Raw genomic sequence first — 24340 nt, 5'->3', positions numbered from 1 at the left:
ATGAAATCCTATTCCTTCCTTTTTTTGCTCTTTTTTTCTTTAACTCTTAGTGCACAAGAAGAAATTCTCTTAGATCTCTATGATCATAATGCAGATGAAATAATAGCCCATTACATTGAGAAAACTGGCGGCGCCGAAGCCTGGTCTGAGGTTGAAGCTACAAAAATGAAAGCGAGTTTAACTCAAGGAGAATTAACGATACCAATCACAATTTACAATACAAAAGAAGGTAAACAGGCAATAATTGTTGAATACAACGGTAAAAAAATAACCCAAATGGCTTTTGATGGTGCTACTATGTGGACCACAAATTCTACGACGATGGAACCCGAAATATCTTCTGATGATATGAGAAAAAATATGATGCTCAAACGCAATGATTTTCCTTCTCCATTAATCAATTACAAAGAAAATGGTTACAGCGCAACATATATGGGTACAGTTGCTAAAGATGGCTTAGTTACTTTTAAGGTTAAACTTACTCAAGAACCCGTTTTTGTAAACGGAGAGGAAAAAACCAATGAAAGCTATTATTTTTTTGAAACAGAAAATTATTATCCTATAGCTATAGATGCTACTCAAATGGGACAACCAGTAAATATAAAAATGAGTAATTATACAGAGGTTGAAGGACTATACTTTCCCTTTAATTTAAGTCAAAACGGACAACCAATAACTATAAGAGAGATTATCATCAATCCAGAAATAGACGAGAGTATTTTTACCTTTCCTGTAAAAGATTAAAAGTTTTAAATAGGTATATAAGGCATTGAATATTTTAAATCTTAATGTCAATCTAAAAACTCAAAAAAGAGCGATTAATCGCTCTTTTTACCTTAAATCGGTCCATTTTTTGCACTTTCGCCTTGTTTTATGTAAATTTTAAGGAATTTTAGAAATGAAAATTATCTATTATGAGTTCTTTAAAAAAAATGAAATATTCAAAACAATTAATCGGTACTAGTCTTGTTTGGTTAACAGGAATGGGAATGATCACATTTGCAATCGTAAATTCTTCTTCTATTGAACAATTAGCACAACTTAAATATATACCTGTTTATACAGTCATAATATTATCTAGTTTGTGTCTGGGATTGTGCCACTATTTATACTGGCAAGATTATAAAACCTAATTCTTGTCTTCAAGTAAGGGTACAAATCTAAACTCGCCATATTCCTTCTTCTCAAATTCAGTCTGACTTTTTCTAATAATACGAGTCATTGTCTGTACTTCATCCCCTACGGGAATAATTAACTTACCCCCTATTTTTAGCTGAGCTAACAAGGGTTTTGGTATAAACGGTGCACCCGCAGTGACTATTATTCCATCAAAGGGAGCAAATTCTGGCATCCCTAAATATCCGTCTCCAAAAGTGAGTCGTTTAGGTCTGTAGCCCAATTTTGATAAGAAATTCTTAGTCTTTCTAAAAAGTTCTTGCTGGCGCTCTATACTGTAAACTTTAGCACCTACTTCACAAAGAACTGCTGTTTGATACCCGCTGCCTGTACCTATTTCTAATATTTTATCACCTTTCTTGATCTCAAGCAATTCGGTCTGAAAACCTACGGTAAAAGGTTGAGAAATAGTCTGATCTGCAGCAATAGGAAATGCCTTGTCCTGATAGGCATGATCTTCAAAACTGCTGTCCATAAAAAAATGTCTGGGTATTTTACGTATCGCGTCTAATACAGCTGTATTAGAGACCCCTTTCTTTTCAACGACCTGAGCGAGTAAGCGACGTTTACCTTGATGACGAGTAGTATCCTTCATACTGCTAAAATAAGGAAACCTATAAGCGTAATCCTAGTCAAAATGCTTCATTTTTTTAACAATGTGCTTTGCGCTTTCAATCTGCCTGAGAAAGCCTATTTTTGTATAGCACAATCTAAAATCATACTGTTTTCTTTTAGATTGAATTCTTAAAAAATAAATCCTTCCTAAGGAAAAAATATACGATATATTATGCTAAAAGCCGGCGTACTGGGTGCAGGTCATCTGGGAAAAATTCACTTAAAACTTTTACAGCAATCTGAAGAATATGATCTGGTTGGTTTTTATGATGAGTCTGAAGAAACTGCTAAAGCGGTCTCGAGTGAATTTGGCTATCACAGATTTATGACTATTGAAGCTTTAATAGAAGCTTGTGATATGGTTGACGTTGTTACACCCACCACTCATCACTTTGACTGTGCTGAGCAAGTTATTAAAGCCGGTAAGCATTTGTTTATTGAAAAACCAATTGCACAAACCGTTGAACAAGCTGTAGCTATTCGCGAGCTTGCAAAGAAACACCGCGTACGCGGTCAGGTAGGACACGTAGAGCGTTTTAATCCGGCGTTTACTGCGGTGAATCATCTGATAGAAAACCCAATGTTTATTGAGGCACATCGTCTGGCAGAATTCAACCCGAGAGGTACGGATGTCCCAGTAGTGCTCGATCTGATGATTCACGATATCGATGCGATTTTAAGTGTTGTAGACAGTAAGGTTAAGCATATTTCAGCTTCCGGAGTTTCAGTAATTAGTGATACTCCAGATATTGCTAACGCGCGAATTGAGTTTGAAAATGGCTGTGTAGCTAATCTTACTGCAAGTAGAATTTCAATGAAAAAAATGCGTAAAGCACGGTTTTTCCAAAAAGATGCATACATCTCTGTAGACTTCCTGGAAAAGAAATGCGAAGTAGTCAGAATGAAAGATGCACCACAAAATCCTGATGATTTTGCGATGATTCTTCAAAATGCAGAAGGGGTTAAGAAACAAATATATTTTGATAATCCTGAAGTTGAACCGAATAACGCTATTTTAGATGAATTAGAAGCTTTTGCTAAAGCGATACAACAAGACACCACTCCTGTTGTTAGCTTAGCACAAGGTACCGAAGCGCTTCGTATTGCTATGAAGATCATTGCTGATCTTTAGTTACAAGTGAACCAGGACTAAAATCTAAACGAATTTTAATTTCGATTATCGGGTAAAAGCTGCTCAATACTATATGATCGCTATTTTAAAGAAAGAATTTCATTCATTTTTTGCATCGCCTGTAGGCTATCTTGTTATAGGCCTTTTTCTTGTTTTAAATGCGTTGTTCTTATGGGTATTTGACAATGATTTCAACCTGTTTGATTACGGTTTTGCAGATCTCACTCCTTTCTTTCAACTCGTACCGTGGATCTTTATCTTTTTGATTCCGGCAGTGACGATGCGTAGTTTTAGTGATGAGTTGCGTTTAGGAACGTTAGAATTGTTGCTTACTCGACCTATTAGTAAAGTACAACTAGTCCTTGGTAAATTTTTTGGCGCATTACTACTTATTGTTTTAGCAGTGCTTCCTACTCTGGTATATGTTTATGCCATTGACCAACTGGGCAATCCACAAGGTAATTATGACCTTGGTGTTTTAATAGGTTCCTATTTAGGCTTGTTGTTTTTAGCTTCTGCATATACTGCGATAGGTGTTTTTGCCTCTATCCTTTCTGAAAATCAAATTGTAGCTTTTATCAGTGCTGCTTTTTTGTGTTTCCTATTTTTATTCGGTTTTAATGCTCTAGCCGATGTTTTAAACAGCTCTTTCTTTAGAAATTTAAGTTTACAGAATCATTTTGAGAGTATCAGTCGGGGTGTAATTGACAGCCGAGATCTTATCTATTTTATAAGTTTAACCGCTTTTTTCATCGGTGCTACTGTTTTTAAGCTTGAACACAAAATCAGATAACATGAAGCAGAACACTAAATATTTATTGTTTCTGATTATTATAGTCGGTATTTTATTTGTTTCAAAAACAGCTCATTTCAGAATAGATCTGACTGCAGATGGTAGATATACGTTATCTGAAACTTCAAAAGATATTATTGCGAAAGCTACAGGTCCAGTAATTGTTGATGTATTTCTTGAAGAAAATGTGCCGGATGCTTTTTTAAAATTACAGATTGAAACCCGTCAACTTCTTGAAGAATATGCTTCGGCAAATTCAAATATCAAATATGCTTTTGTAAATCCTGTTCCAGAAGGTGCAGTTGTAGAACAAGTTGCAGAAGATTTCAATAACCGTGGTATGCGCCCTGAACAGGTACAATTGCGAAATAATGGTAAAGTAAGTCAGGAGTTTATTTTTCCGTGGGCTATTGCTTCCTATAAAGGCCGGACAGTGCCTATTCCATTATTAAAAAAGACTTTAGGTGCCAGCCCCGATGAATTGGTTAGCAGATCGGTTCAAAATCTGGAATATGCTTTTTCCGATGCTTTTTATAAGCTGCTTAACCCAAAAAGTAAACGCATCGCTGTTTTAAAAGGAAATGGTGAAATGCAAGATAAATACATCGCAGATTTTTTTAAAACGCTGCGCGAAAGCTACTTTATTGCACCTTTTCCAATAGATTCAATTTCAGCAAAGCCAGATACTATAATGGCTGCACTCAATAAATTTGACTTAATCGTAGCTGCAAAACCTACCAAAGCATTTACAGACCTTGAGAAATATGCTTTAGATCAATACACCATGCAAGGTGGTAAATCACTTTATCTCCTAGATCAGGTTGCGATGGAAACTGATAGCCTGTACCGCAATAATGGTATGGCTCTCGCTACGGCAAGAAGCTTAAACCTAGATGACTTTTTCTTTAAATATGGAATACGTATCAATCCGGTTTTAGTCGAAGATTTATATGCTGCTCCACTTGTTTTAGCAACTGGTGAGGGTAATGATTCGCAATATTCGCAATTACCTTGGTTTTTCTATCCGCTGGTTACACCAGAAGAAAATCACCCTATAAATACAAATATTGACAATCCCGTGTTTTTTAAATACGCCAATCAGATTGATCTTCTTGATACTTCTGTAGAAAAAACAGTATTGCTTCAAAGTTCTGTTTTATCAAAACTGGATGGTGTACCACTTCCTATTAGTCTTGAATCAATCACTACAGAACCAAGTCCAGAAAACTATAGTGCCGGAAGTCAAAATTTAGCAGTCTTGCTAGAAGGAGAATTTACTTCTGCTTTTAAAAATCGCATTCTTCCAATTGAGAAGAGTCAGATTCCTTTTCGTGAAAGCGCTATAAGAAAAACTGCAATGATCGTTGTTGCAGATGGAGATTTGATAAAAAATGATTTGGATCAATACGGCCGTCCTTTAGAATTAGGTTTTGACAAGTTTACCTTTAAAGAATACGGAAATAAAGAATTTTTACTCAACGCAGTCAACTACCTTTTAGACGACTCTGGTCTTATTAACATTAGAAGCAAGAATATTGTGCTTCCTGCACTAGATATTCAAAAAACAACTAATGACCGCTACACTTGGCAAGCCTTGACAATAGGGCTTCCGCTGGCTATGCTTTTATTTTTTGGCGTTATTTATACCTATTTGAGAAAGCGCCGTTATAACTCGTAAGTGTTGATAAGTTTGTTTCGGCAAAAAAGCCTATTACGATATCTTTGTGAGGCTGCAAATTCAGCTTTAAAAAATTATTACAACCAATTGAATTCAAGTTTTGGCTTCTAGTCAAACCGCATAAATAGCTATTTCTTATGAAATTTATTGTATCGAGTTCTTACCTTTTGAAACAATTACAAGTCTTAGGTGGAGTAATCAATAACAGCAATACCCTGCCTATATTAGACAATTTTTTGTTTGAGTTAGATGAAAACATTTTGAAGGTTTCTGCTTCTGATTTAGAAACAACAATGATTGCTACACTAGATGTAGAATCTGATGATAACGGAAGCATCGCTGTACCGGCTCGTTTGCTTTTAGACACGCTAAAAACATTTCCTGAGCAACCATTAACGTTCGTAGCAGGTGATAACAACACAGTTGAAATCAGCTCTAATCACGGTAAATATGCATTAGCATATGCTTCTGGTGAAGAATTTCCTAATGCTGTAGAACTTGACGATCCTAGTACGGTAAGCATCCCGGCTGGAGTTTTAGCAACAGCAGTGAGCAATACTATCTTTGCAACGGGTAACGACGATCTAAGACCGGTAATGAGTGGTGTTTTCTTTCAGTTTGACACAGAAGGTTTAACATTTGTAGCAACAGATGCTCACAAACTTGTAAAGTATGGTCGTACTGATGTAAAAGCAAATCAGACCGCAGAATTCATTATGCCAAAAAAACCTTTGAATCTTCTAAAAGGAATTTTAGCCGCTAGTGATGATGATATCAAGGTAGAATATAACGACTCGAATGCAAAATTTAGCTTTGATAACGTTCAGCTACTTTGCAGGTTAATTGATGGTAAGTATCCTAATTACGAAGCAGTAATTCCTAAGGAGAACCCTAATAAACTTATTATAGATCGTAATCAGTTTTTAAATTCTGTACGTCGTGTTTCTATTTTTTCTAATAAAACTACGCACCAGATTCGTTTAAAAATTGCAGGAGCAGAACTTAATATTTCTGCTGAAGATATAGATTACAGCAATAAAGCAGAAGAGCGTTTAACATGTGATTATCAGGGAGACGACATGCAAATTGGTTTTAACAGCCGTTTTCTGGTAGAAATGCTCAATAACCTTAACGCTAACGACGTTTCTCTAGAAATGTCACTTCCTAATCGCGCGGGGATTTTAACTCCGGTAGATGGGCTAGACGAAGGTGAAAAAGTAACCATGTTAGTAATGCCAGTAATGCTTAATAGTTAAGAAGGATAAGTAAGTACCTTTTATTGTAAAAGCGTCCTTGTATTAAATCATAAGGGCGCTTTTTGTATTTAAAAAATAGCAACCTATTGTTCATTAACTGATTTCAATGTAAATTTTAGAACCTTTAGATCTTAAATTATTTCTTTTCCCCTGAAAATTAAATATTCACTTTGTATGAAAAGAGATATTTTTTCAGGTATCGCATTAGGACTTCTTGTAGGAGTTTTAATAGGCCTTTCAATCACTCAAGTTACCGGAATAATTCTTGGCGCCTTAACTTCTGGAATTACTACATTAGACTGGACATAGAGTTGAATGAATATTATTGCAAGTTGTTAACTTAGCAATTATGAGACGTAAAGCCAAACATTACACCTTAGAGTTTAAGCAAAAAGCAGTAGAATTAAGTTATGCCAAAGGCAGTATAGCACAGGTTTGTGAAGACTTAGATATATTACCTGTTGTCTGGCGTAAAGAGCAAAAGAATTATGGTAAAAATAGTTTTCCCGGCCGGGGTAATCCTAAAATGACCGATGAACAAAAAGAGATAGCTCGTTTAAAGAAACAGCTTAAAGAAGCCGAATTAGAACGTGATATCCTAAAAAAGGCAATTGGCATCTTTTCCGCGAGCGACAAGAAAAATACAGGTTCATAAAACAGCATCGTATGAAATTTCCTGTTGAGAAGATGTGCACTATGTTAGCAGTAAGTAAAAGCGGTTATTACCACTGGTTGAAATCTGGTCCCAGCACCCTTTGGAAAGAAAATCAGAAGCTCTCTTCATTAATCAAAGGTATATTTGAAGACAGTCACCAGAGCTATGGAGCTCCTAGAATAAAAGCTGAATTGAAAGCTTTAGGTTTTAAGGTGTCAAAGCCACGGGTATCCCGTATGATGAAGGCAAACTACTTATATGTCAAGAGAAAGCAAAAGTTTAAAACAACCACCACCAGTAACCATAAATATCCCATTGCACCAAACTTGTTGAACCAATGCTTTAATGTAGCTAGGGCTAATCAAGTATGGGTAAGCGATATTATTTATGTTCAGACCAAACAAGGTTGGAGTTACCTAACAGTGATCATTGATTTATTTAATAGAAAAGTTATAGGATGGGCTTTAAGTGATACCCTAAATACCGAAGATACTGTTATAAAAGCCTGGCAGATGGCTATTAAAAATACCACACTCACACAACCTTTGATATTCCATTCAGACCAAGGTATTCAGTATGCCAGCCAAGGATTTACTAATCTACTTAAAAGCTATAATGGCCTGGTAAAACAATCTATGAGTCGGAAAGGAAACTGCTGGGACAATGCCGTGGCGGAATCCATTTTTAAATCTCTAAAAGTAGAATGGGTATATTGGCATAAATACAAGCTTAGATCACAAGCAGAGTTGTCTATCTTTCAGTGGATAGAAACCTGGTACAATACTAGAAGAAGACATTCTTATTTAGGAAACAGAACCATTAAAGAATTTGAAATAGATATGTATAATCAAAAACTAGCAGCATAGTCACTCAACTTAAAGTCCAGTTTTTTGTTGCAAGTCCACTTATTTGATTTTAATAGTTATGAATTTACAGATGAGACTTTAGCTGCGCATTACGTTTTAGCATCACAGTTAACGACTTTTACAAACTAAAAATGCCCGTAATTGAAAGGGCATTTTAAATCTAAGCTCTTTAAATTAGTTAAACGTATACTTCAATCCCGGACCATCACAAACATTCCAAGTACTTTCTAAACTGTCAGAACTAGTATATTTTAAAAGTTCTACTTTATCTCCGGTACAATTTCCTATCAATTCACTCTCAGAATCGTGTACGAACTTGAGGTATTTATCACTATTGATCATTACGATATCAAAATCTCCTTCTGAAATCAAAGTATTTCCATCACTCTTTCTAACTTTTTTAAAACGCATTCCTGATCCTAAAGTATAGGTTTCTTGCCAAGACATTTCATCACCAGTGGTTTCTGAACCTCTTACCTGACCGCTCATCTTTACCAAATTCAATTCTACTGAAGTTTCTTGTTGAACCAAATCTGCTGTAGTTCCGTTATCATCTGTACAAGAAACAAACAGACCTAAAAAAAGCGCTACTGAAGCAATTTTTATATTCATTGTTATCTATTATTTCCTATTAGACGCAAAAATAATAAAAAGGTTGCGTCACAATATCATAAAAAAAAGACCGATTAAACTAATAATCGGTCTTTCAGATATTTATAATAAAAATAATTTATACACGTGGAAGATCTCCATCACCTTTAAGCGGTAAATCTGATTTTCCCATCAAATATTTATCAACGTGATGAGCAGCTTGTCTACCTTCTGAGATGGCCCATACAATTAAAGACTGGCCTCTACGTGTATCACCAGCAGCAAAAACTCCAGGTACGTTAGTCATATAGTCTTCAATAGAAGCTTCAATATTTGTTCTGGCGTCCATTTTTACACCTAACTGTTCAGCAATAGTTGGCTCACTACCTGTAAAACCAAGTGCCAGTAAAACCATATCTGCTTTCCATTCTTTTTCCGTACCTGGGATTTCAGAAAGATTAGGTCGCTCTCCCGGTTTGTGAGTCCATTCTACTTCTGCAGTAACAAGACCGGTTAAATTACCAGCATCGTCACCAATAAATTTCTTTGTAGAGATAGAAAAGAAACGCTCTGCTCCTTCTTTGTGCGAACTACTTGTGCGTAAACGCATCGGCCAATATGGCCAAGGCTGATTCGCAGGGCGGTCTGTAGTTCCCTTACTCATAATCTCAAAATTGTTTACGCTCTTTGCGCCGTGTCTGATAGAAGTACCAATACAGTCACTTCCGGTATCTCCACCACCAATAACAATTACATCTTTATCAGTTGCTTTAATGTCTTCCCCTTCCCAAGTCAGACCATCTACACGACGGTTGTTTTGTGGTAGAAAATCCATAGCTTGATAAATACCTTTTAAATCAGAACCCGGTATTGGCAAATTACGTCTTACTGTAGCCCCCGTAGATAAAACTACTGCATCAAATTCTGACTTTAATTCATCAGCCTTAATATCTTTACCTACATGAACACCACATTTAAAAACGATTCCTTCTTCTTCTAAAACAGCCAATCTTCGATCTATCACGCTTTTTTCCATTTTAAAATCAGGAATTCCATAACGCAACAAGCCTCCGGGTTTCTCATCACGTTCAAAAACAGTTACAAGATGCCCGGCACGATTTAATTGTTGTGCAGTTGCAAGACCAGCAGGACCAGAACCTATAACAGCAACACTTTTTCCTGTTCTATTGTTTGGTGGATTAGCTTTTACCCAACCATTTTTAAAAGCTTCTTCAGCAATATTTTTCTCAATATTCTCAATTGTAACAGGGTCTTCGTTAATTCCTAAAACGCAAGCCTCTTCACAAGGAGCAGGGCACAATCTACCTGTAAACTCAGGGAAATTATTCGTTCCGTGTAAAATAGTTGCTGCTTCTTCCCAACGCTCGCGATAAACGGCGTCGTTAAAATCTGGAATTAAATTCCCTAGTGGACAACCACTGTGACAAAATGGAATCCCACAATCCATACAACGTGCACCCTGATTTTTAAGCTCAGGCTTATCTAGCGGTATGGTAAATTCTTCATATTTCTGAATCCGTTCCTCAACAGGTTTGTACGGTTCAATCTTTCTTTCGTATTCTAAAAATCCGGTTACTTTTCCCATGATTCTATTTATTCCGTTAAATCTGTTAATTTTTCTTCTTCTTCAAGTCTTATTAAAGCTTTACGATATTCTTCAGGTAAAACTTTTACAAACTTAGGCAAGTAAACATCCCAGTTCTCTAAAATGCGCTGTGCTAAAGAACTTTGTGTATAATTGTAGTGATTTGTAATCAACTCTTTAAGCTGAACCTTATCTTCCTCTTCAGTTATAGGGTCAAGATTTAAATCAGTAGCATTACATTTTCCTATAAAGGTTTGATCTTCGTCAAGAACATAACCAATACCACCGCTCATTCCTGCACCAAAATTACGTCCTGTTTTACCAAGAATTACAGCAACACCACCTGTCATATACTCACACCCGTGATCACCTATACCTTCTACTACAGCTATTGCACCACTATTTCTAACACAAAAACGCTCTCCGGCAACACCATTAAAATAAGCCTCACCACTAGTTGCCCCATAAAGCGCAACGTTACCTATGATGATGTTCTCATTAGCTTCAAAAGTTGCTTCTTCTGGCACTTTTATAATTAATCGTGCTCCAGAAAGACCCTTACCTACATAATCATTAGCATTACCATCTATCTTCAAGGTTAAACCTCGTGTGGCAAATGCTCCAAAACTCTGACCTGCAGAACCTTTAAAATTAACCTTTAACGTATTATCTGGTAACCCTTGCTCACCATAGATTTTTGATATTTCGTTACTTAAAATAGCACCTACTGCACGGTTTAAATTTGTAATATCAAGATCTAACGTAGTTTTTTCCTTACGGAACAAAGCGGTGTGCGCTAGTTCTATTATTTCAAAATCTATAGCTTTTTCTAAATGATGGTTTTGAGATTCAGTATTATAAATCTTCACACCTTTAGGAACTTGAATATCATGTAAAATAGGAGATAAATCAATACCTGCAGCTTTATAATGTTCTACTGCTTTGTTACGGTCTAATTTATGGGCTTGACCTACCATTTCATCAACGGTACGGAAACCAAGTTGCGCCATTATCTCTCTTAATTCTTCAGCAATGAAATACATAAAGTTAACCACATGTTCCGGCTGACCTTTGAATTTCTTACGCAATTCAGGATTCTGAGTTGCAATACCTACAGGACACGTATTTAAGTGACACACACGCATCATTATACATCCTGAAGCTACTAATGGAGCAGTCGCAAAACCAAATTCTTCTGCTCCTAATAAACAAGCTACAGCAACATCACGTCCCGTTTTTAATTGACCATCACATTCTAAACGAATACGGCTACGTAAATCATTAAGAACTAGTGTTTGTTGTGCTTCTGCGATACCAAGTTCCCAAGGTAAACCGGCGTGACGTAATGAAGTTAAAGGAGATGCTCCTGTACCTCCATCAAAACCAGATACTAAAATCACATCTGCCATTGCTTTTGCAACACCAGCTGCAACTGTACCAACACCTACTTCTGATACTAATTTAACGTTAATACGTGCTTCTCTATTTGCCGATTTAAGGTCATAAATTAATTGAGCTAAATCTTCAATTGAATAAATATCGTGATGCGGTGGTGGTGAAATTAGTCCTACATATGGCGTACTCTTACGAGTCTTCGCAATAAACTTATTTACTTTTTCACCAGGTAATTGACCACCTTCTCCAGGTTTAGCTCCCTGAGCCATCTTAATCTGAATTTCGGCAGCACTTGTTAAATAGTTACTCGTTACTCCAAAACGACCTGATGCAACTTGCTTAATAGCAGAATTTCTCCAGTCACCATTAGGACTCTTATAAAAACGCTCTGCATCTTCTCCTCCTTCTCCACTGTTACTTTTACCACCAATACGGTTCATTGCAACAGCAAGATTCTCATGCGCTTCTTTACTAATAGAACCATATGACATTGCTCCCGTTTTAAAACGCTTTACAATTTCTGTCCAAGGTTCTACTTCTTCAATAGGAATAGGATCGTAATTAGAAAACTCAAATAAACCACGTATTGTCATCAACTGTTTTGACTGCTCGTTTACAAGTTTTGAGTATTCTTTATAGGTCTTAGGATTGTTTTGACGTACAGCTTCCTGAAGTTTTGCTATAGAAAGCGGATTAAACATATGTTTTTCTCCGTTACGTCTCCAACGGTAATCTCCACCTATTTCTAGATCTAAATTTCCTGAAATATCCTTTCGTTTAAACGTACGATTATGACGTTTAGCAATTTCCTGCTCAACTTCATAAAGACCTATACCTTCAATACGGCTAGGGGTATTTGGAAAATATTTTTCTATAAGTTTAGAGTTAAGTCCTAAAGCTTCAAATAGCCTAGAACCACGGTAAGAATTCAAGGTAGAAATACCTATTTTATTCATAACTTTAACTACACCCTTACCTACAGCTTTATTATAGTTTTCAACAGCTTCCTGAAAGTTTACACCCTCTAAGTTACCTGCTTCAATTTCTTTCTGTATAATCTCATTTACCATATATGGATTAATAGCACTTGCGCCATAACCAAATAGTAAAGCAAAATGATGCACCTCACGAGGTTCTGCAGATTCTACTATAATACTCATTTTAGAACGCTGGCCGCTTCTAAAAAGGCCACTGTTTAAATAAGAACAACCTAAAAGAGCAGGAATAGGTGCCATTTCTGCATTTACACCTCTATCTGATAAAATCAAAATAGTATGACCTTCATCAATTCCTTTTGAAGCTTGAGCGACCATTTCCTCTAAAGCATCTTCAAGTCCATTTAACCCACGATTCGATTCATAAAGCATCGGTATGGTCTTAACCTTAAAGTCAGGATTGTCATAATTTTTGATCTTATCAAGATCCTCTTTAGAAATAACCGGATTCTGAATTCTAATTTTCTTACAGTAATCTGGAGTAATCTCCATTAGGTTAGTATCTGGTCCTAAAGTAAGACTTAAGTCTGTGATCAACTCTTCACGAATACCATCTAATGGTGGGTTTGTTACCTGTGCAAACAACTGCTTAAAATAGTTGTATATAAGCTGTGGTCTGTCTGATAATACTGCTATTGGTGTATCTGATCCCATAGAACCTATAGGCTCTTTACCCTTATTTGCCATTGGCAAAATAATAGTCCTGATGTCTTCTTGAGTATATCCAAAAGCATTTTTACGCAAGTCAAAAACAGTATCTTCTAATTTAAAGTCAACATCTCTATAAGGGATGTCTTTTAAATTCACTCTATTCTTATCTAACCAAGCTTGATAAGGGTTTTGTGTAACAATACTTTCTTTAACCTCTTCATCATTTACAATCCGTCCGGCTTTCATATCTACTAAAAACATTTTACCAGGCTCTAGTCTACCGTGGAAAGCAACATTTTTAGGTTCAATATCAAGAACTCCGGTTTCTGAAGACATAATTACATCTCCTGTTTTTGTTACAGTATATCTAGAAGGTCTCAAACCATTACGATCCAGTACCGCACCTATATAATCACCATCTGTAAAAGGAATAGACGCCGGACCATCCCACGGTTCCATAATACAGCTGTTAAATTCATAAAATGCTTTTTTCTCAGCACTCATATCTTTATGCTTTTCCCAAGCTTCAGGGACAAGCATCATCATAATTTCTGGTAAAGATCTACCTGACATTAAAAGAAGTTCTACAACCATATCCATAGAAGCAGAATCAGATTTTCCTTTTAATATAATAGGAAACAATTCTTTGATCTCTTCACCAAACCACTCACTCTTTAAAAGCTCTTCTCTACTTCGCATACGCGAAACATTACCACGTAGAGTATTTATCTCTCCGTTGTGACACATATATCTAAAAGGCTGGGCTAGATCCCAGGTAGGGAATGTGTTTGTTGAAAATCTCTGATGCACAAGTGCTAATCTCGTAGTAAGATCTGGATCTAATAAGTCTGTATAATAGTATTTAATATCCTCAGGCATCAGAAGACCCTTAAAAATAAGTGTCTTATTAGATAGACTTGGAAGATAAAAATAAGAACGCTCAGAAAGTTTACTCTCTAATATAGTATGTTCTGTAATTTTACGAGCAGTATAAAGTTTTATCATAAACTCACGCTCTTCCATATCAGCGCTAGGCTTACCAATAAAAATTTGCTCTATATGAGGTTCAACACTAGCAGCAATTGCACCCAGATAACCTGCATCAACTGGAACTTTTCTCCAGCCTAGTAAAACTAATCCTTTAGCCTTAATTTGGTCTTCAAATACTTTTTTACAATAAGCACGCTGATTTTCTTTCTTAGGTAAGAAGACATTACCCATTGCATATTCTCTTGCTTCAGGAAGTTCAAAATCACAATTTTTCTTAAAAAAATCATATGGTATATCTATAAGTATACCGGCACCATCTCCTGTTTTACCGTCACTACTTACTGCTCCACGATGTTCTAATTTTTCTAGAATTTCAAGTGCCTTATGAATTATACCATTAGACTGCTTTCCTTCAAGACTACAAATGAACCCCGCACCACAATTCTCGTGCTCCCATTCTGGTGAATATAAACCTTGTTTTTCCATAAATTTTTTGCTCTTTATTAAAGACAGAATTATAAAGCTATTCAATAAACTGAAATGCCAATAATTTTAGAGAATAAGATTTTTATTATTTCGATTTTCATAAAATAAGCACTATAAATTATAAAGAAATCAAAAAATAGCTTTTCTTTTTGATGAAAACGAAATGGGTTTTTGGTTAAAAATGCTCTTTTCTTCAATAATTATTTAACGTCAAATCTTAAGCGAATGTTAACAATTGACGTTTTTGATGCTTTTTTACCTCAATTTTTACCAATAATTAACAAAAACTGCACATTAAACATAAATAATATCACAATTTAAATCTATCGAAATCGGTTTCGAGTAACATACCCTAAAAAATTAGGGGGTATAATTATCGAAACAATAAAAATTTGACCAACACCCCTATTTTTTTAGGGGCAGTTTTAAATAATACCTAGTTTAGCATCTCACCAATTAATCAATTTAAAAAATGAAAAAATTAATTTTACCTGTAATGCTATGCTTAGGTATTTCTGCCTTTGCTCAAGAAGAAGAAACTTCATGGACTGATGGATTCACATTATCTGGATCTATTGACGCGTATTTCAGACAGAACATTACTACTCTTAATAAGGTTACTGACCAAGGATACCCTGCACCAGGATCTTCTTTTGCAAACCAACCGGGTTTTGCTTTAGGTATGGCAAATGCAATATTAAGCTATGAAAAAGGAAATGTAGGAGCTGTTGCAGATCTTGTTTATGGTCCTCGCGGTACAGATGCTGTTTTTGCATCTACAACTGCAAGTTCAAGTATTGTTAACCAATTGTATGTGTATTGGAACGTAAGTGAAAGTGTTACTTTAACTTTTGGTAACTGGAACACGTATTTAGGGTATGAAGTTATTTCACCAGCCGCAAACTTCAACTACTCTACTTCTTACATGTTCTCTTATGGACCATTCTCACATTCTGGTCTTAAAGCAGATTTTGCTTTAGATGACAACTGGAGTGCAATGCTTGCTGTAATGAACGCAACAGACTTCACAGACTTTAACCCTTCGGGAAGTTATACGTTTGGAGGTCAGTTAGGATACTCTACAGACAGTGGTAGCACTTTCTTAAACTTGTTATACGGAGATCAAGATGGAGATTACACAGACCAAGGTATGGGAGAAGGCGTAGGATCTACTTTTCAAGTTGACCTGACTACAGGTTATGATTTAAGCGACTCTTTTTATTTAGGATTAAATGCTACCTATAATACTACAGAAGCTGGAGATTTAGCTGACGATTATGGATTTTACGGTGTAGCCCTTTATGCTCAAGCTGCTTTAAGCGATTCTTTCTCTTTAGGGTTACGTCCTGAATATTTTAGTCAGTTTGGAACTGGTATTAATGATTTTGATGCTATCGGTGGTTCGGATGCAGAAGGAGATGCAAATGTATTTGCGGTTACCTTATCTGGTAATGCAAAAGTTGGTCCTTTGACAATTATTCCCGAATTTAGATTAGATTCTGCAAGTGAAGATGTATTTCTTGACTCGTATGACGGAACTCCTACTTTCACTGGTAGCCTAGGTTCTTTCTTACTTGCAGCCGTATATTCATTTTAATACAGCAATATGACATTTAGACTTTCAATATTTTTTCTACTAGTAATAATTTCTTCATGTAGTGATGAAAATTTAGAAATTAGAGATAACAATAATTCTATAGAGACTTTGAATGTGATGAATCTAGAATTACCTAATGATCGGATTCTGTCATATTCTATTGTAGATGGACAAAATATTTTAGAAAATGATATTATACTGACCAATACACAAATAGAAAATTTAAAAAACGGTGTGTATTTATCTTATGATAAAACAGATTCCGCTCAGAAGGGTGCTATCGGCATAAGTTCTTGGAGTTGGACAAATAGCACTGTAAATTTTCATATAACTTACTTGGCACAAAGTTCTAATATTTACAGTGCTATTAACCAGATTTCTGCTGCTACAAATATCACATTTAATGAAAGTTCATCAGGGAATTATATTGATTTTGTAATAAGTGATAAACCTGGAATAAGCTATTCATTCCTTGGAATGCAAGGAGGTAGACAAACTATTCATCTATCATCTGGAGCCTCTGACGATACTGTTATCCATGAAATAGGCCATGCATTAGGATTATTTCATGAGCAAAGCAGGACAGACAGAGACGATTACATCACCATAAATTGGAATAATATCGATTCGTCCAATCATAGTCAATTTGAATCAAAGTTTGTTCAAAATTTTGGATTATTTGATTTTAATTCTATTATGATATACGGGTCATATAATGGGTTTGCTTTAACATATGGTGTTCCAACAATGACTAAATTGGATGGTTCAACTTGGACTCGTTCCGCTTTATTATCTTATGATGACAAGAAAACACTTCTTGATATGTATCCCGGTGCAAATAAAATTAATAAACACTCATCTAATCTATCAAAAATGGATATTGGTGTTAATTCACAAGGAGATGTTGTATTTGCCACCAAAAATCGTTTTAACGTAGATATTTATAAAAATAATTCTAAAATTCAAAGTATTAGAACTAGTGATTCTAAAAGATTAGATATAACAGATAGTGGCTCGATATTGGTTTCAGGCTCCTTTATATATGGTTTTGGTAAATATAGGAATTATGAGATGAAAGATATATCCGCAGGAGGTGGGTCTATTTATTGTTTAGCTTCTAATAGCAAAGAAAATTCACTTTTCAAAAAAATAAATGGTAGCTGGACTAAGATAATTAACTGTTCCGCAGACAGATTAACAGTTGATAATAGTGGTAAGGTTTGGCTGATAGCTGGCACTACCTTATCCCAATATGATGAATCTAACAACATTATTGAAAATATTACCACTTACGATTATTTAGGACCATATGGTTACTTTTTTGATATAGGCTCTGCGGGATCAAGCATTTATATTACTACAAAAAATTCAAAAAATAGTAATAACTCTATATTAAAATATAGTGACTACAGTAACCTTTTAATTACACAACCTTCTCCTACAGGTATTGGGGGTATAAGCAATCTTGATGGTGACGGAAATGGAAATATATGGTATTGATATTCATTTTAACCTAAACTAAATTTTACAATGAAAAAAATTGAAGCAATTATTAGAAAATCAAAATTCTCAGCTGTTAAAAAGGCTTTACATGAAAAAGGAGTGAACTTTTTCTCCTATTGGGATGTAACCGGCCTTGGAAACGAGAAACACGGTCATGTATATCGTGGTGTATCTTATAGTACCAGTGATATACAGCGAAGATATTTGTCAATTGTTGTAAATGATGATTTTGAACAGGCTACAATTGCTGCAATTCTTGACTCAGGCGCTACTGGAGAAGTTGGAGATGGTAAAATATTTGTCTCTGAGGTACAGGAAGCTTACCGAGTAAGAACCGGCAAAAAAGGGCCAGATACTTTAAACTAAAACTAATTAATCTATACAAATGAATTTTATGGCTTATATGTTATTACAAGAACCAGCAGATGCTGTTCAGACTGCTGTAGATGCTATCAATGCAGATTTAGGTATTCTTTGGATCATCATAGCAGCAATCTTAGTATTCTTTATGCAAGCAGGTTTCACCTTAGTCGAAACCGGTTTTACAAGTGCTAAAAACGCTGGTAACATTATTATGAAAAACATAATGGACCTTGCAATTGGATCATTAATGTTTTGGGTGGTAGGTTACTCTATTATGTATGGTGGAGAATCTATACTTGGTGGTTTTATGAGAAATCCTGCAGAACTCGCTTTTTTCAATCAAGATGATTGGCACAACCTGTTTTTTCAAACAGTATTCTGTGCTACAGCAGCAACTATTGTTTCTGGAGCAGTTGCAGGACGATTTAAGTTTTCTTCTTATTTAATTATCTCTGTTGTGTTAACTACATTCATCTACCCGGTTTCAGGTAGTTGGTTATGGCCTTTTGATGATCAGGCTTGGTTAAACAATCTTGGATTTATTGACTTTGCAGGTTCAACAATTGTACATGCTGTAGGTGGTTTTGCCGCTTTAGTTGCTGCAAAATTAGTTGGCCCTAGAATAGGAAAATATGGTCCTAACGGAGAAGTAAACGTAATTAGAGGACACAACTTACTATTAGGAGCTCTTGGTGTATTCATCCTTTGGTTAGGTTGGTTCGGTTTCAACGGTGGATCACAATTAGCTTTTGGTGGCGAAAATTCAATCGCAGTAGGAAAAGTTATAATAAACACAAATATTGCTGCTGCAATAGGAGCGGTAACTGCACTATTTTTAACTTGGATGCGTTACGGAAAACCAGACATTTCTATGACTCTAAATGGTGCTTTAGCCGGTCTTGTAGGTATTACCGCTGGTTGTGGTAATGTTGATGCATTTGGAGCACTTGCTATAGGTTTTATCTGTGGTATTGTAGTTGTATTATCTATTGAATTCATTGACAAGAAACTTAAGATTGATGATCCTGTAGGAGCTGTATCCGTACACGGTGTATGTGGTTTCTTAGGTACTGTTTTAGTAGGTGTTTTTGCTACTGAAGGTGGTGTTCTTTACGGAGGTGGCTTTGGCCAACTTGGTGTTCAATTCTTAGGATCTATCTCTATGATAGGCTGGGCCGTGTTAGCTTCTTTCATAGTATTATTTATAGTTAAGAAAACTATAGGTCTACGTGTTTCTGAAAAAGAAGAAATAGAAGGCTTAGACGTACACGAGCATGGTACTGCTGCTTATTATAATGGTGAAGATGAAGAATAAATTCAACCATATATAAATTAAAAGCCCTGCACTATTGCAGGGCTTTTTTTATGAATATCATTTCTAAATTATTTTAAAAACTGAATACTTAAAGGATAATAAGTAGGTTCTCCATTAGAAGCCTTAATAGCATTTATTATAGGAAATATTAATACCAAAATTCCCAGCACAATAAACCCTAGTATCCCAAGACCTAAAAGCAAAATAAGAGGTATACATAGTATTGAATAAATAAAAATACTTATCTGAAAATTAATTATCTGCTTTCCGTGTTCATCCATTTGCATCACTTTATCTTTCTGTGTTAACCATAAAATTAACGGAACGATAAACCCTCCTACCCCGGTTACAAAATCTAATAGTTGACTCAAATGAGCAACTACTAATAAATTTCTATCTTCTCTAAGCATCATAATGTATTGATTTTTTGATTGTTCACAATATTAGTATCAAAATTCTAGATAGTGTTACACCTATCTCTGCTACCTCTTTTCGATTATGGCACGCTACTTGTAATTATAACAATGTACCATCCAAAATTATTAAAAAAGAGTACAAACAATTTAAATCTAGAACTTATGAAAAATCTAATTTACCTTTTTGTTGGCCTGTTAACAGGCTTAGGTCCTGCAACTGCAGAAACCTTGGATGATACCTCAATTAATAGATACTATGACGGTAGCCGTTATATTTTTGTAGAAGATGGTGTTGAATTTTCGGTTTATCCAGATGGAGAATTTGATTTCGTTTTACCACAGGTTGCTCAAGGCGTTAATGTGAACGTAAATGCAGGTCCTGTAAATATTAGCTATAACTCAGGTTACAATTATGATCCATATGTACAATATGATGATTATGGTGCTGTAATTCAAGTTGAAAGTGTACCCATCTATTATGATAACTGGGGTAGAATCACCCAAGCAGGAAATGTCTATATAAATTATAGAAATAATAGAATCGTCAATGTTGGTGGCTTAAATATATATTATAGTGGAGCTCGTTTTTCACACGTAACTGGCTATATCAACATATACAACAGAAGATATGTGTATCACCCATATCATAACCTCTTTTACAGGCCATTTTTTGACAGATGTTTAGTTTATAACACACCATATAGAAGATACTATCGTCCTGTACGTTATGATTATGCTTATCACAGAAGTCACTATGCTCAAGGGTATCGTAATGGGTATAGAAATGCATATCATGATTTTAAAAGACCAAAAGGTCGTGTTGCACACAACAATGCTAGACGCGGTAGCTATTCCAGAGCAAGAGCTCAGGCTCATAATACAAGAAATTATTCTGGCAGATCAAGCTCTAGTCGTAATACTATAGCAAATAGAACTAGTAGAAGCAACAGCAATTCTAGACAAGCTCGCAGTACGAATACTACTCAAAGAAGGTCTAGTAATAATAATGCTATTATCAATAATAGATCTAATAATACTGTAAACAGAAATGCAAGGGTTACAAGTCGCTCTCATAATTCAGCTCGCGCTAATAATTCTGCAAGAAATTCGATTAAAAATGAAAGAACTAATAATTCTAGTCGAAATAACACGATAAAAAGAGCAAATCAACAACGTTCTGTTGCTCAAAGAAGCTCAAATAATCGTAATATTGCAACTCCTAGAAAAGCTAACGCACAACGCTCAGTTGTACAACGTAATTCTAGTAGTCAGCGTAAAGTACAAAGCGCTCAGCGAACTGTAGCAAAAAGAGCTCCAAGCCCGCAACGTAGCGTACAACAACGCTCACAAACATCTCGTAGCAGTAATGCTGCAAGAACTAATAGAAGTACTCAAAAAAATGCTTCTTCAAGAAAATCTAGAGGTAACTCAAGATCAAGAAGAGGTAATTAAAATATAAACGGTTTGGTTGGTTAGTTGGAAGGTCCCGCACTTGATTTTATTCAGGTCGGGATTTTCTCCTTAATAGGTATTGGTTTAACCAATTATTGATTTCATTAGAAATATTGAATTTGTAAACAATGATCAAATAAGCCAAGCTTAAAATAACCGATTTCACTCCTATAGACACAATAGGGTGCCACTCAAAATCCAAAAAGAAAAACACCAATCCTAATATCCCTACAATACCGGTTAAGAACAATGTTTGCTTTGTAAAAGGATGCATTTTAAATTTTTTAAATACGACCACTATTTTTGAGAAAGCATAAACAACTGAAGCCATAAATGTAGCTATGGCCGCTCCGTTAATTCCCAGTTTTGGTATAAATATAAGATTGAGACTCACAGCTACAGCAACAAGGATTACTCCTAATACCAAAACAAGCCGGTAATAATCGCTATTGTATAAAATTGCATTATTATTTCCCATTAGATTGTCTACCAACTTTGCCAAAGAAATTAGAAATACTACATACAACCCCTTACTATAAGAAGGATCAAGTAATAAATATAAACTTTGAATGTTACAGATAATTAAAAGAAAGATCAAACCAGAAATTGCGTAAAGCGTTATAGAACTCTTTTTATATAAATCTTTAAGTTCTATGAATCTTCTTTCATTCAAATAATTTGCAGTTAATGGATATATAATTTGATGCATTGCTCTCGCAGGAACTGCTATAACTGCAGCAATATATATACCCACAGAATAATAGGCTACATTTTCAATAGGCACAAGTTTTCCCAACATAAACATGTCTATTTCAAGAATCATTACTGCTATTGAGCCTGCAATAATGATCAATACACTATATTTTAAAATAGAACTCCATTCTTTAGGAATCGAAATCCGTAACCGAGGTCTGCGTAATTTGAAGGCATAACTCATCATTATCGCCATTCTCAAAAGATAAACGACAGCAACCCCATATAAAAAACCTTCGGTAGTAAGTAATTCAAAAGCAAAGAGAATCAGCAAAGTCATAATACCTAAACGATGAAAAACTTCGTTCATCATATTGCCAAAAACACTCTGCAATTGTGTTTTTGACCAGGCATAACTAATTTCAAAATAAGCCATTGCAAAAGCAATAATTCCTATAAGAAATGCATAAGGACGTACGATTTCATTTTTAGAGGCTAAAAAGTCAACCAGTTGATCGTAAAAAATTGAAACAACAATAGAAATAGGAATCAAAACTACAATTGGCATAACCAGCATAAACGACAGAAAATCATCTTGCTTACGCCCGCTGTAAGATGAATAGAACTTAATCATTGTGTTTTGCACTCCCAAAGCCACAAATGGCATTGCTAATGTTGCAGCACTCAATAGAAAACCAACCAAACCGTAATATTCGTCTTTAAAAAAATGCACGTATAACACGAGCGTGTTCAACGCTCCTATACCAAAACCCAGATAGGTTGTGATTAAATTTCTAAAGGATTGTGAAGCTACAATGCCCATATTAATATTAGATTGAATATATAAGTTGGGCCAGATCTTTAGTCAAATTCTTTCTGGAATATACATCAACAATCCCAATTGTTGATGGAATTCCGGTGCCTTTAAAAAGCTCGTACTTTGCTTGAATTAGTTTTTTTAATTCTTGTTTTTGCTGATAATTAAAATAAACTCCACCCTCTGATTTCTCTAAAATTGAATCAATATCAGAATGCTTTGGTCCTATTGCAAGTATAGGTCTTCTAGCCGCCAAATATTCAAATAGTTTTCCTGGAATAATTGCTTCGGTTTCCTGAGAATCTACCTCTATCAAAAGTAGCAGCTGAGCACTATGCTGTTTTTGTAAAGCTTCTGAATGACCTATATAACCGGGAAGTGATAAATTATCACCTAAATCCCTCTCTTTAATTGAATCTATTACTGAGGTTCCTACTCTACCTGTCAATTCAATTTTTAAATCTTTTGAAAATTCAGGTAATTCTGTGACTAATTCCTGAAGTACATCCCACAAAATTTTAGGATTTCTATCTTCTAGTAAAGACCCGATATGAGCTAACGTAAAAGTAGTATCTAAACTTGTTTTCGGCATATCTTCATCATCAAAACCGTTTGTTATACAACTTATAGGTGTACTTGTCGTTTTTTCAAAATCAGACTGTGTGGTAGGACTAGTCACAAGTATATGATCTGCCTTATTTAAAACTTCAAACTCTAGGTTAGCGTGTTTCTTAGCAGCCCAGTTTGTAAGTCTTAATTTTTTTTGATAACCAATAGTTGTCCATGGATCCCTAAAATCTGCCAGCCAAGGCAAATTTGTTTGCTTTTTTAAACCTAAACCTATTAAATGCAAACTATGCGGTGGACCGGATGTGATAATGATATCTACCGGATTCTTTTTTAAATAGCTTGACAAGAAGTTAACCGAAGGTTTTACCCACCATATTCGGGCATCAGGAACAAAAAGATTTCCCCTCACAAAAAGCATCAGCTTTTGAAGAAAACTCTGTTTAGCATTTGGTTTTATTATTCCTGAGCTTATTTGACGTGTGCTTTCTTTTGAAAATAATTTTGCTAGACCGTAGGGTTCTAAAATAGGTTTTTTGATGATTTCAATCCCTTTTGGAATTTCATTTTCCAAGCTCGAATCTTGTATAGGATAATGTGGATTTTCTGGAGTATATACCACAGGTTCTACATCAAAATCTATTAAATATTTTACAAACTTCAACCAGCGCTGAACCCCGGGACCTCCTGCCGGAGGCCAATAATAACAGATGATCAACGCCTTTTTCACAG

Annotated in this window: 20 protein-coding genes; 13 read left to right on the top strand and 7 right to left on the bottom strand. The window is 35.3% G+C overall.

Annotated features, from left to right (window positions below; genetic code table 11):
* Both DSM03_RS07690 and DSM03_RS07685 read left to right on the top strand, forming a co-directional pair.
* Entirely contained in the window at positions 1-744 is a 744-nt protein-coding gene (locus DSM03_RS07690; RefSeq protein ID WP_128761015.1) for an outer membrane lipoprotein-sorting protein, read from the top strand.
* A gap of 170 nt (positions 745-914) precedes the next feature.
* Positions 915-1133, top strand: a complete 219-nt coding sequence (locus DSM03_RS07685; protein WP_128761016.1) for a hypothetical protein — start codon at positions 915-917, stop codon at positions 1131-1133.
* Here the strand turns inward: DSM03_RS07685 and DSM03_RS07680 are convergent.
* The gene (locus DSM03_RS07680; protein ID WP_128761017.1) at positions 1130-1771 is read right to left on the bottom strand and encodes a protein-L-isoaspartate(D-aspartate) O-methyltransferase; all 642 of its coding nucleotides are present in this window, start codon (positions 1769-1771) and stop codon (positions 1130-1132) included. The two genes, DSM03_RS07685 and DSM03_RS07680, sit on opposite strands and share 4 nt — an antisense overlap.
* 192 nt (positions 1772-1963) lie before the next feature.
* On the opposite strand from DSM03_RS07680, the gene DSM03_RS07675 reads away from it, so the two are divergent.
* From DSM03_RS07675 to DSM03_RS07655, 6 genes are all read left to right on the top strand, one after another.
* Entirely contained in the window at positions 1964-2923 is a 960-nt protein-coding gene (locus tag DSM03_RS07675; protein WP_128761018.1) for a Gfo/Idh/MocA family protein, read from the top strand.
* Positions 2924-2996: 73 nt separating this feature from the next.
* The gene (gldF, locus tag DSM03_RS07670; RefSeq protein ID WP_128761019.1) at positions 2997-3716 is read left to right on the top strand and encodes a gliding motility-associated ABC transporter permease subunit GldF; all 720 of its coding nucleotides are present in this window, start codon (positions 2997-2999) and stop codon (positions 3714-3716) included.
* Between the two features lies 1 nt (position 3717).
* Positions 3718-5394, top strand: a complete 1677-nt coding sequence (gene gldG, locus DSM03_RS07665) for a gliding motility-associated ABC transporter substrate-binding protein GldG (protein ID WP_128761020.1) — start codon at positions 3718-3720, stop codon at positions 5392-5394.
* Positions 5395-5531: 137 nt separating this feature from the next.
* The gene (gene dnaN / locus DSM03_RS07660) at positions 5532-6650 is read left to right on the top strand and encodes a DNA polymerase III subunit beta (RefSeq protein ID WP_073097459.1); all 1119 of its coding nucleotides are present in this window, start codon (positions 5532-5534) and stop codon (positions 6648-6650) included.
* A gap of 174 nt (positions 6651-6824) precedes the next feature.
* Positions 6825-6959 carry a hypothetical protein gene (locus DSM03_RS19205; RefSeq protein ID WP_262707730.1) on the top strand — a complete coding sequence of 45 codons (135 nt, stop codon included), beginning with the start codon at positions 6825-6827 and terminating at the stop codon, positions 6957-6959.
* A gap of 16 nt (positions 6960-6975) precedes the next feature.
* A protein-coding gene (locus DSM03_RS07655; protein ID WP_128761021.1) for an IS3 family transposase occupies positions 6976-8171 on the top strand; the annotation gives its coding sequence in 2 pieces (ribosomal slippage) (positions 6976-7249 and positions 7249-8171; 1197 coding nt in all).
* Between the two features lie 174 nt (positions 8172-8345).
* Here the strand turns inward: DSM03_RS07655 and DSM03_RS07650 are convergent.
* The 3 genes from DSM03_RS07650 to gltB form a co-directional block, all read right to left on the bottom strand.
* Positions 8346-8783, bottom strand: a complete 438-nt coding sequence (locus DSM03_RS07650; RefSeq protein WP_128761022.1) for a hypothetical protein — start codon at positions 8781-8783, stop codon at positions 8346-8348.
* 118 nt (positions 8784-8901) lie between these two features.
* Positions 8902-10368 (bottom strand): glutamate synthase subunit beta, encoded by a 1467-nt coding sequence (locus DSM03_RS07645; RefSeq protein ID WP_128761023.1) that lies wholly within the window; start codon positions 10366-10368, stop codon positions 8902-8904.
* Between the two features lie 8 nt (positions 10369-10376).
* Positions 10377-14885, bottom strand: coding sequence for a glutamate synthase large subunit (gene gltB, locus DSM03_RS07640; protein ID WP_128761024.1), 4509 nt, complete (start codon positions 14883-14885; stop codon positions 10377-10379).
* Between the two features lie 472 nt (positions 14886-15357).
* Here gltB and DSM03_RS07635 point away from each other — a divergent pair, with 472 nt between their 5' ends.
* The 4 genes from DSM03_RS07635 to DSM03_RS07620 are packed head-to-tail and all read left to right on the top strand — an operon-like array spanning position 15358 to position 19663.
* Positions 15358-16482 (top strand): porin, encoded by a 1125-nt coding sequence (locus DSM03_RS07635; protein WP_236638805.1) that lies wholly within the window; start codon positions 15358-15360, stop codon positions 16480-16482.
* A 9-nt stretch (positions 16483-16491) separates the two neighbouring features.
* Positions 16492-17982, top strand: coding sequence for a M12 family metallopeptidase (locus DSM03_RS07630; RefSeq protein ID WP_128761025.1), 1491 nt, complete (start codon positions 16492-16494; stop codon positions 17980-17982).
* 30 nt (positions 17983-18012) lie between these two features.
* Positions 18013-18351, top strand: coding sequence for a P-II family nitrogen regulator (locus tag DSM03_RS07625; protein WP_128761026.1), 339 nt, complete (start codon positions 18013-18015; stop codon positions 18349-18351).
* Between the two features lie 28 nt (positions 18352-18379).
* The gene (locus DSM03_RS07620; protein ID WP_420813125.1) at positions 18380-19663 is read left to right on the top strand and encodes an ammonium transporter; all 1284 of its coding nucleotides are present in this window, start codon (positions 18380-18382) and stop codon (positions 19661-19663) included.
* Between the two features lie 68 nt (positions 19664-19731).
* Here the strand turns inward: DSM03_RS07620 and DSM03_RS07615 are convergent, their stop codons facing one another.
* Positions 19732-20076 carry a DUF4870 domain-containing protein gene (locus DSM03_RS07615; protein ID WP_236638806.1) on the bottom strand — a complete coding sequence of 115 codons (345 nt, stop codon included), beginning with the start codon at positions 20074-20076 and terminating at the stop codon, positions 19732-19734.
* A 165-nt stretch (positions 20077-20241) separates the two neighbouring features.
* Here DSM03_RS07615 and DSM03_RS07610 point away from each other — a divergent pair, with 165 nt between their 5' ends.
* Positions 20242-21531, top strand: coding sequence for a hypothetical protein (locus tag DSM03_RS07610; RefSeq protein WP_128761027.1), 1290 nt, complete (start codon positions 20242-20244; stop codon positions 21529-21531).
* Positions 21532-21577: 46 nt separating this feature from the next.
* Here the strand turns inward: DSM03_RS07610 and DSM03_RS07605 are convergent, their stop codons facing one another.
* A complete protein-coding gene (locus DSM03_RS07605) occupies positions 21578-23047 on the bottom strand; it encodes a lipopolysaccharide biosynthesis protein (protein ID WP_128761028.1) in 1470 nt (489 codons plus the stop codon).
* Between the two features lie 7 nt (positions 23048-23054).
* The gene (locus DSM03_RS07600) at positions 23055-24338 is read right to left on the bottom strand and encodes a glycosyltransferase (RefSeq protein WP_128761029.1); all 1284 of its coding nucleotides are present in this window, start codon (positions 24336-24338) and stop codon (positions 23055-23057) included.
* Between the last annotated feature and the right edge of the window lie 2 nt (positions 24339-24340).

Origin of the sequence: Leeuwenhoekiella aestuarii (assembly GCF_004104055.1) — a bacterium.
Taxonomy (GTDB): domain Bacteria; phylum Bacteroidota; class Bacteroidia; order Flavobacteriales; family Flavobacteriaceae; genus Leeuwenhoekiella; species Leeuwenhoekiella aestuarii.
This window is presented reverse-complemented; position numbering and strand designations above follow the sequence as displayed.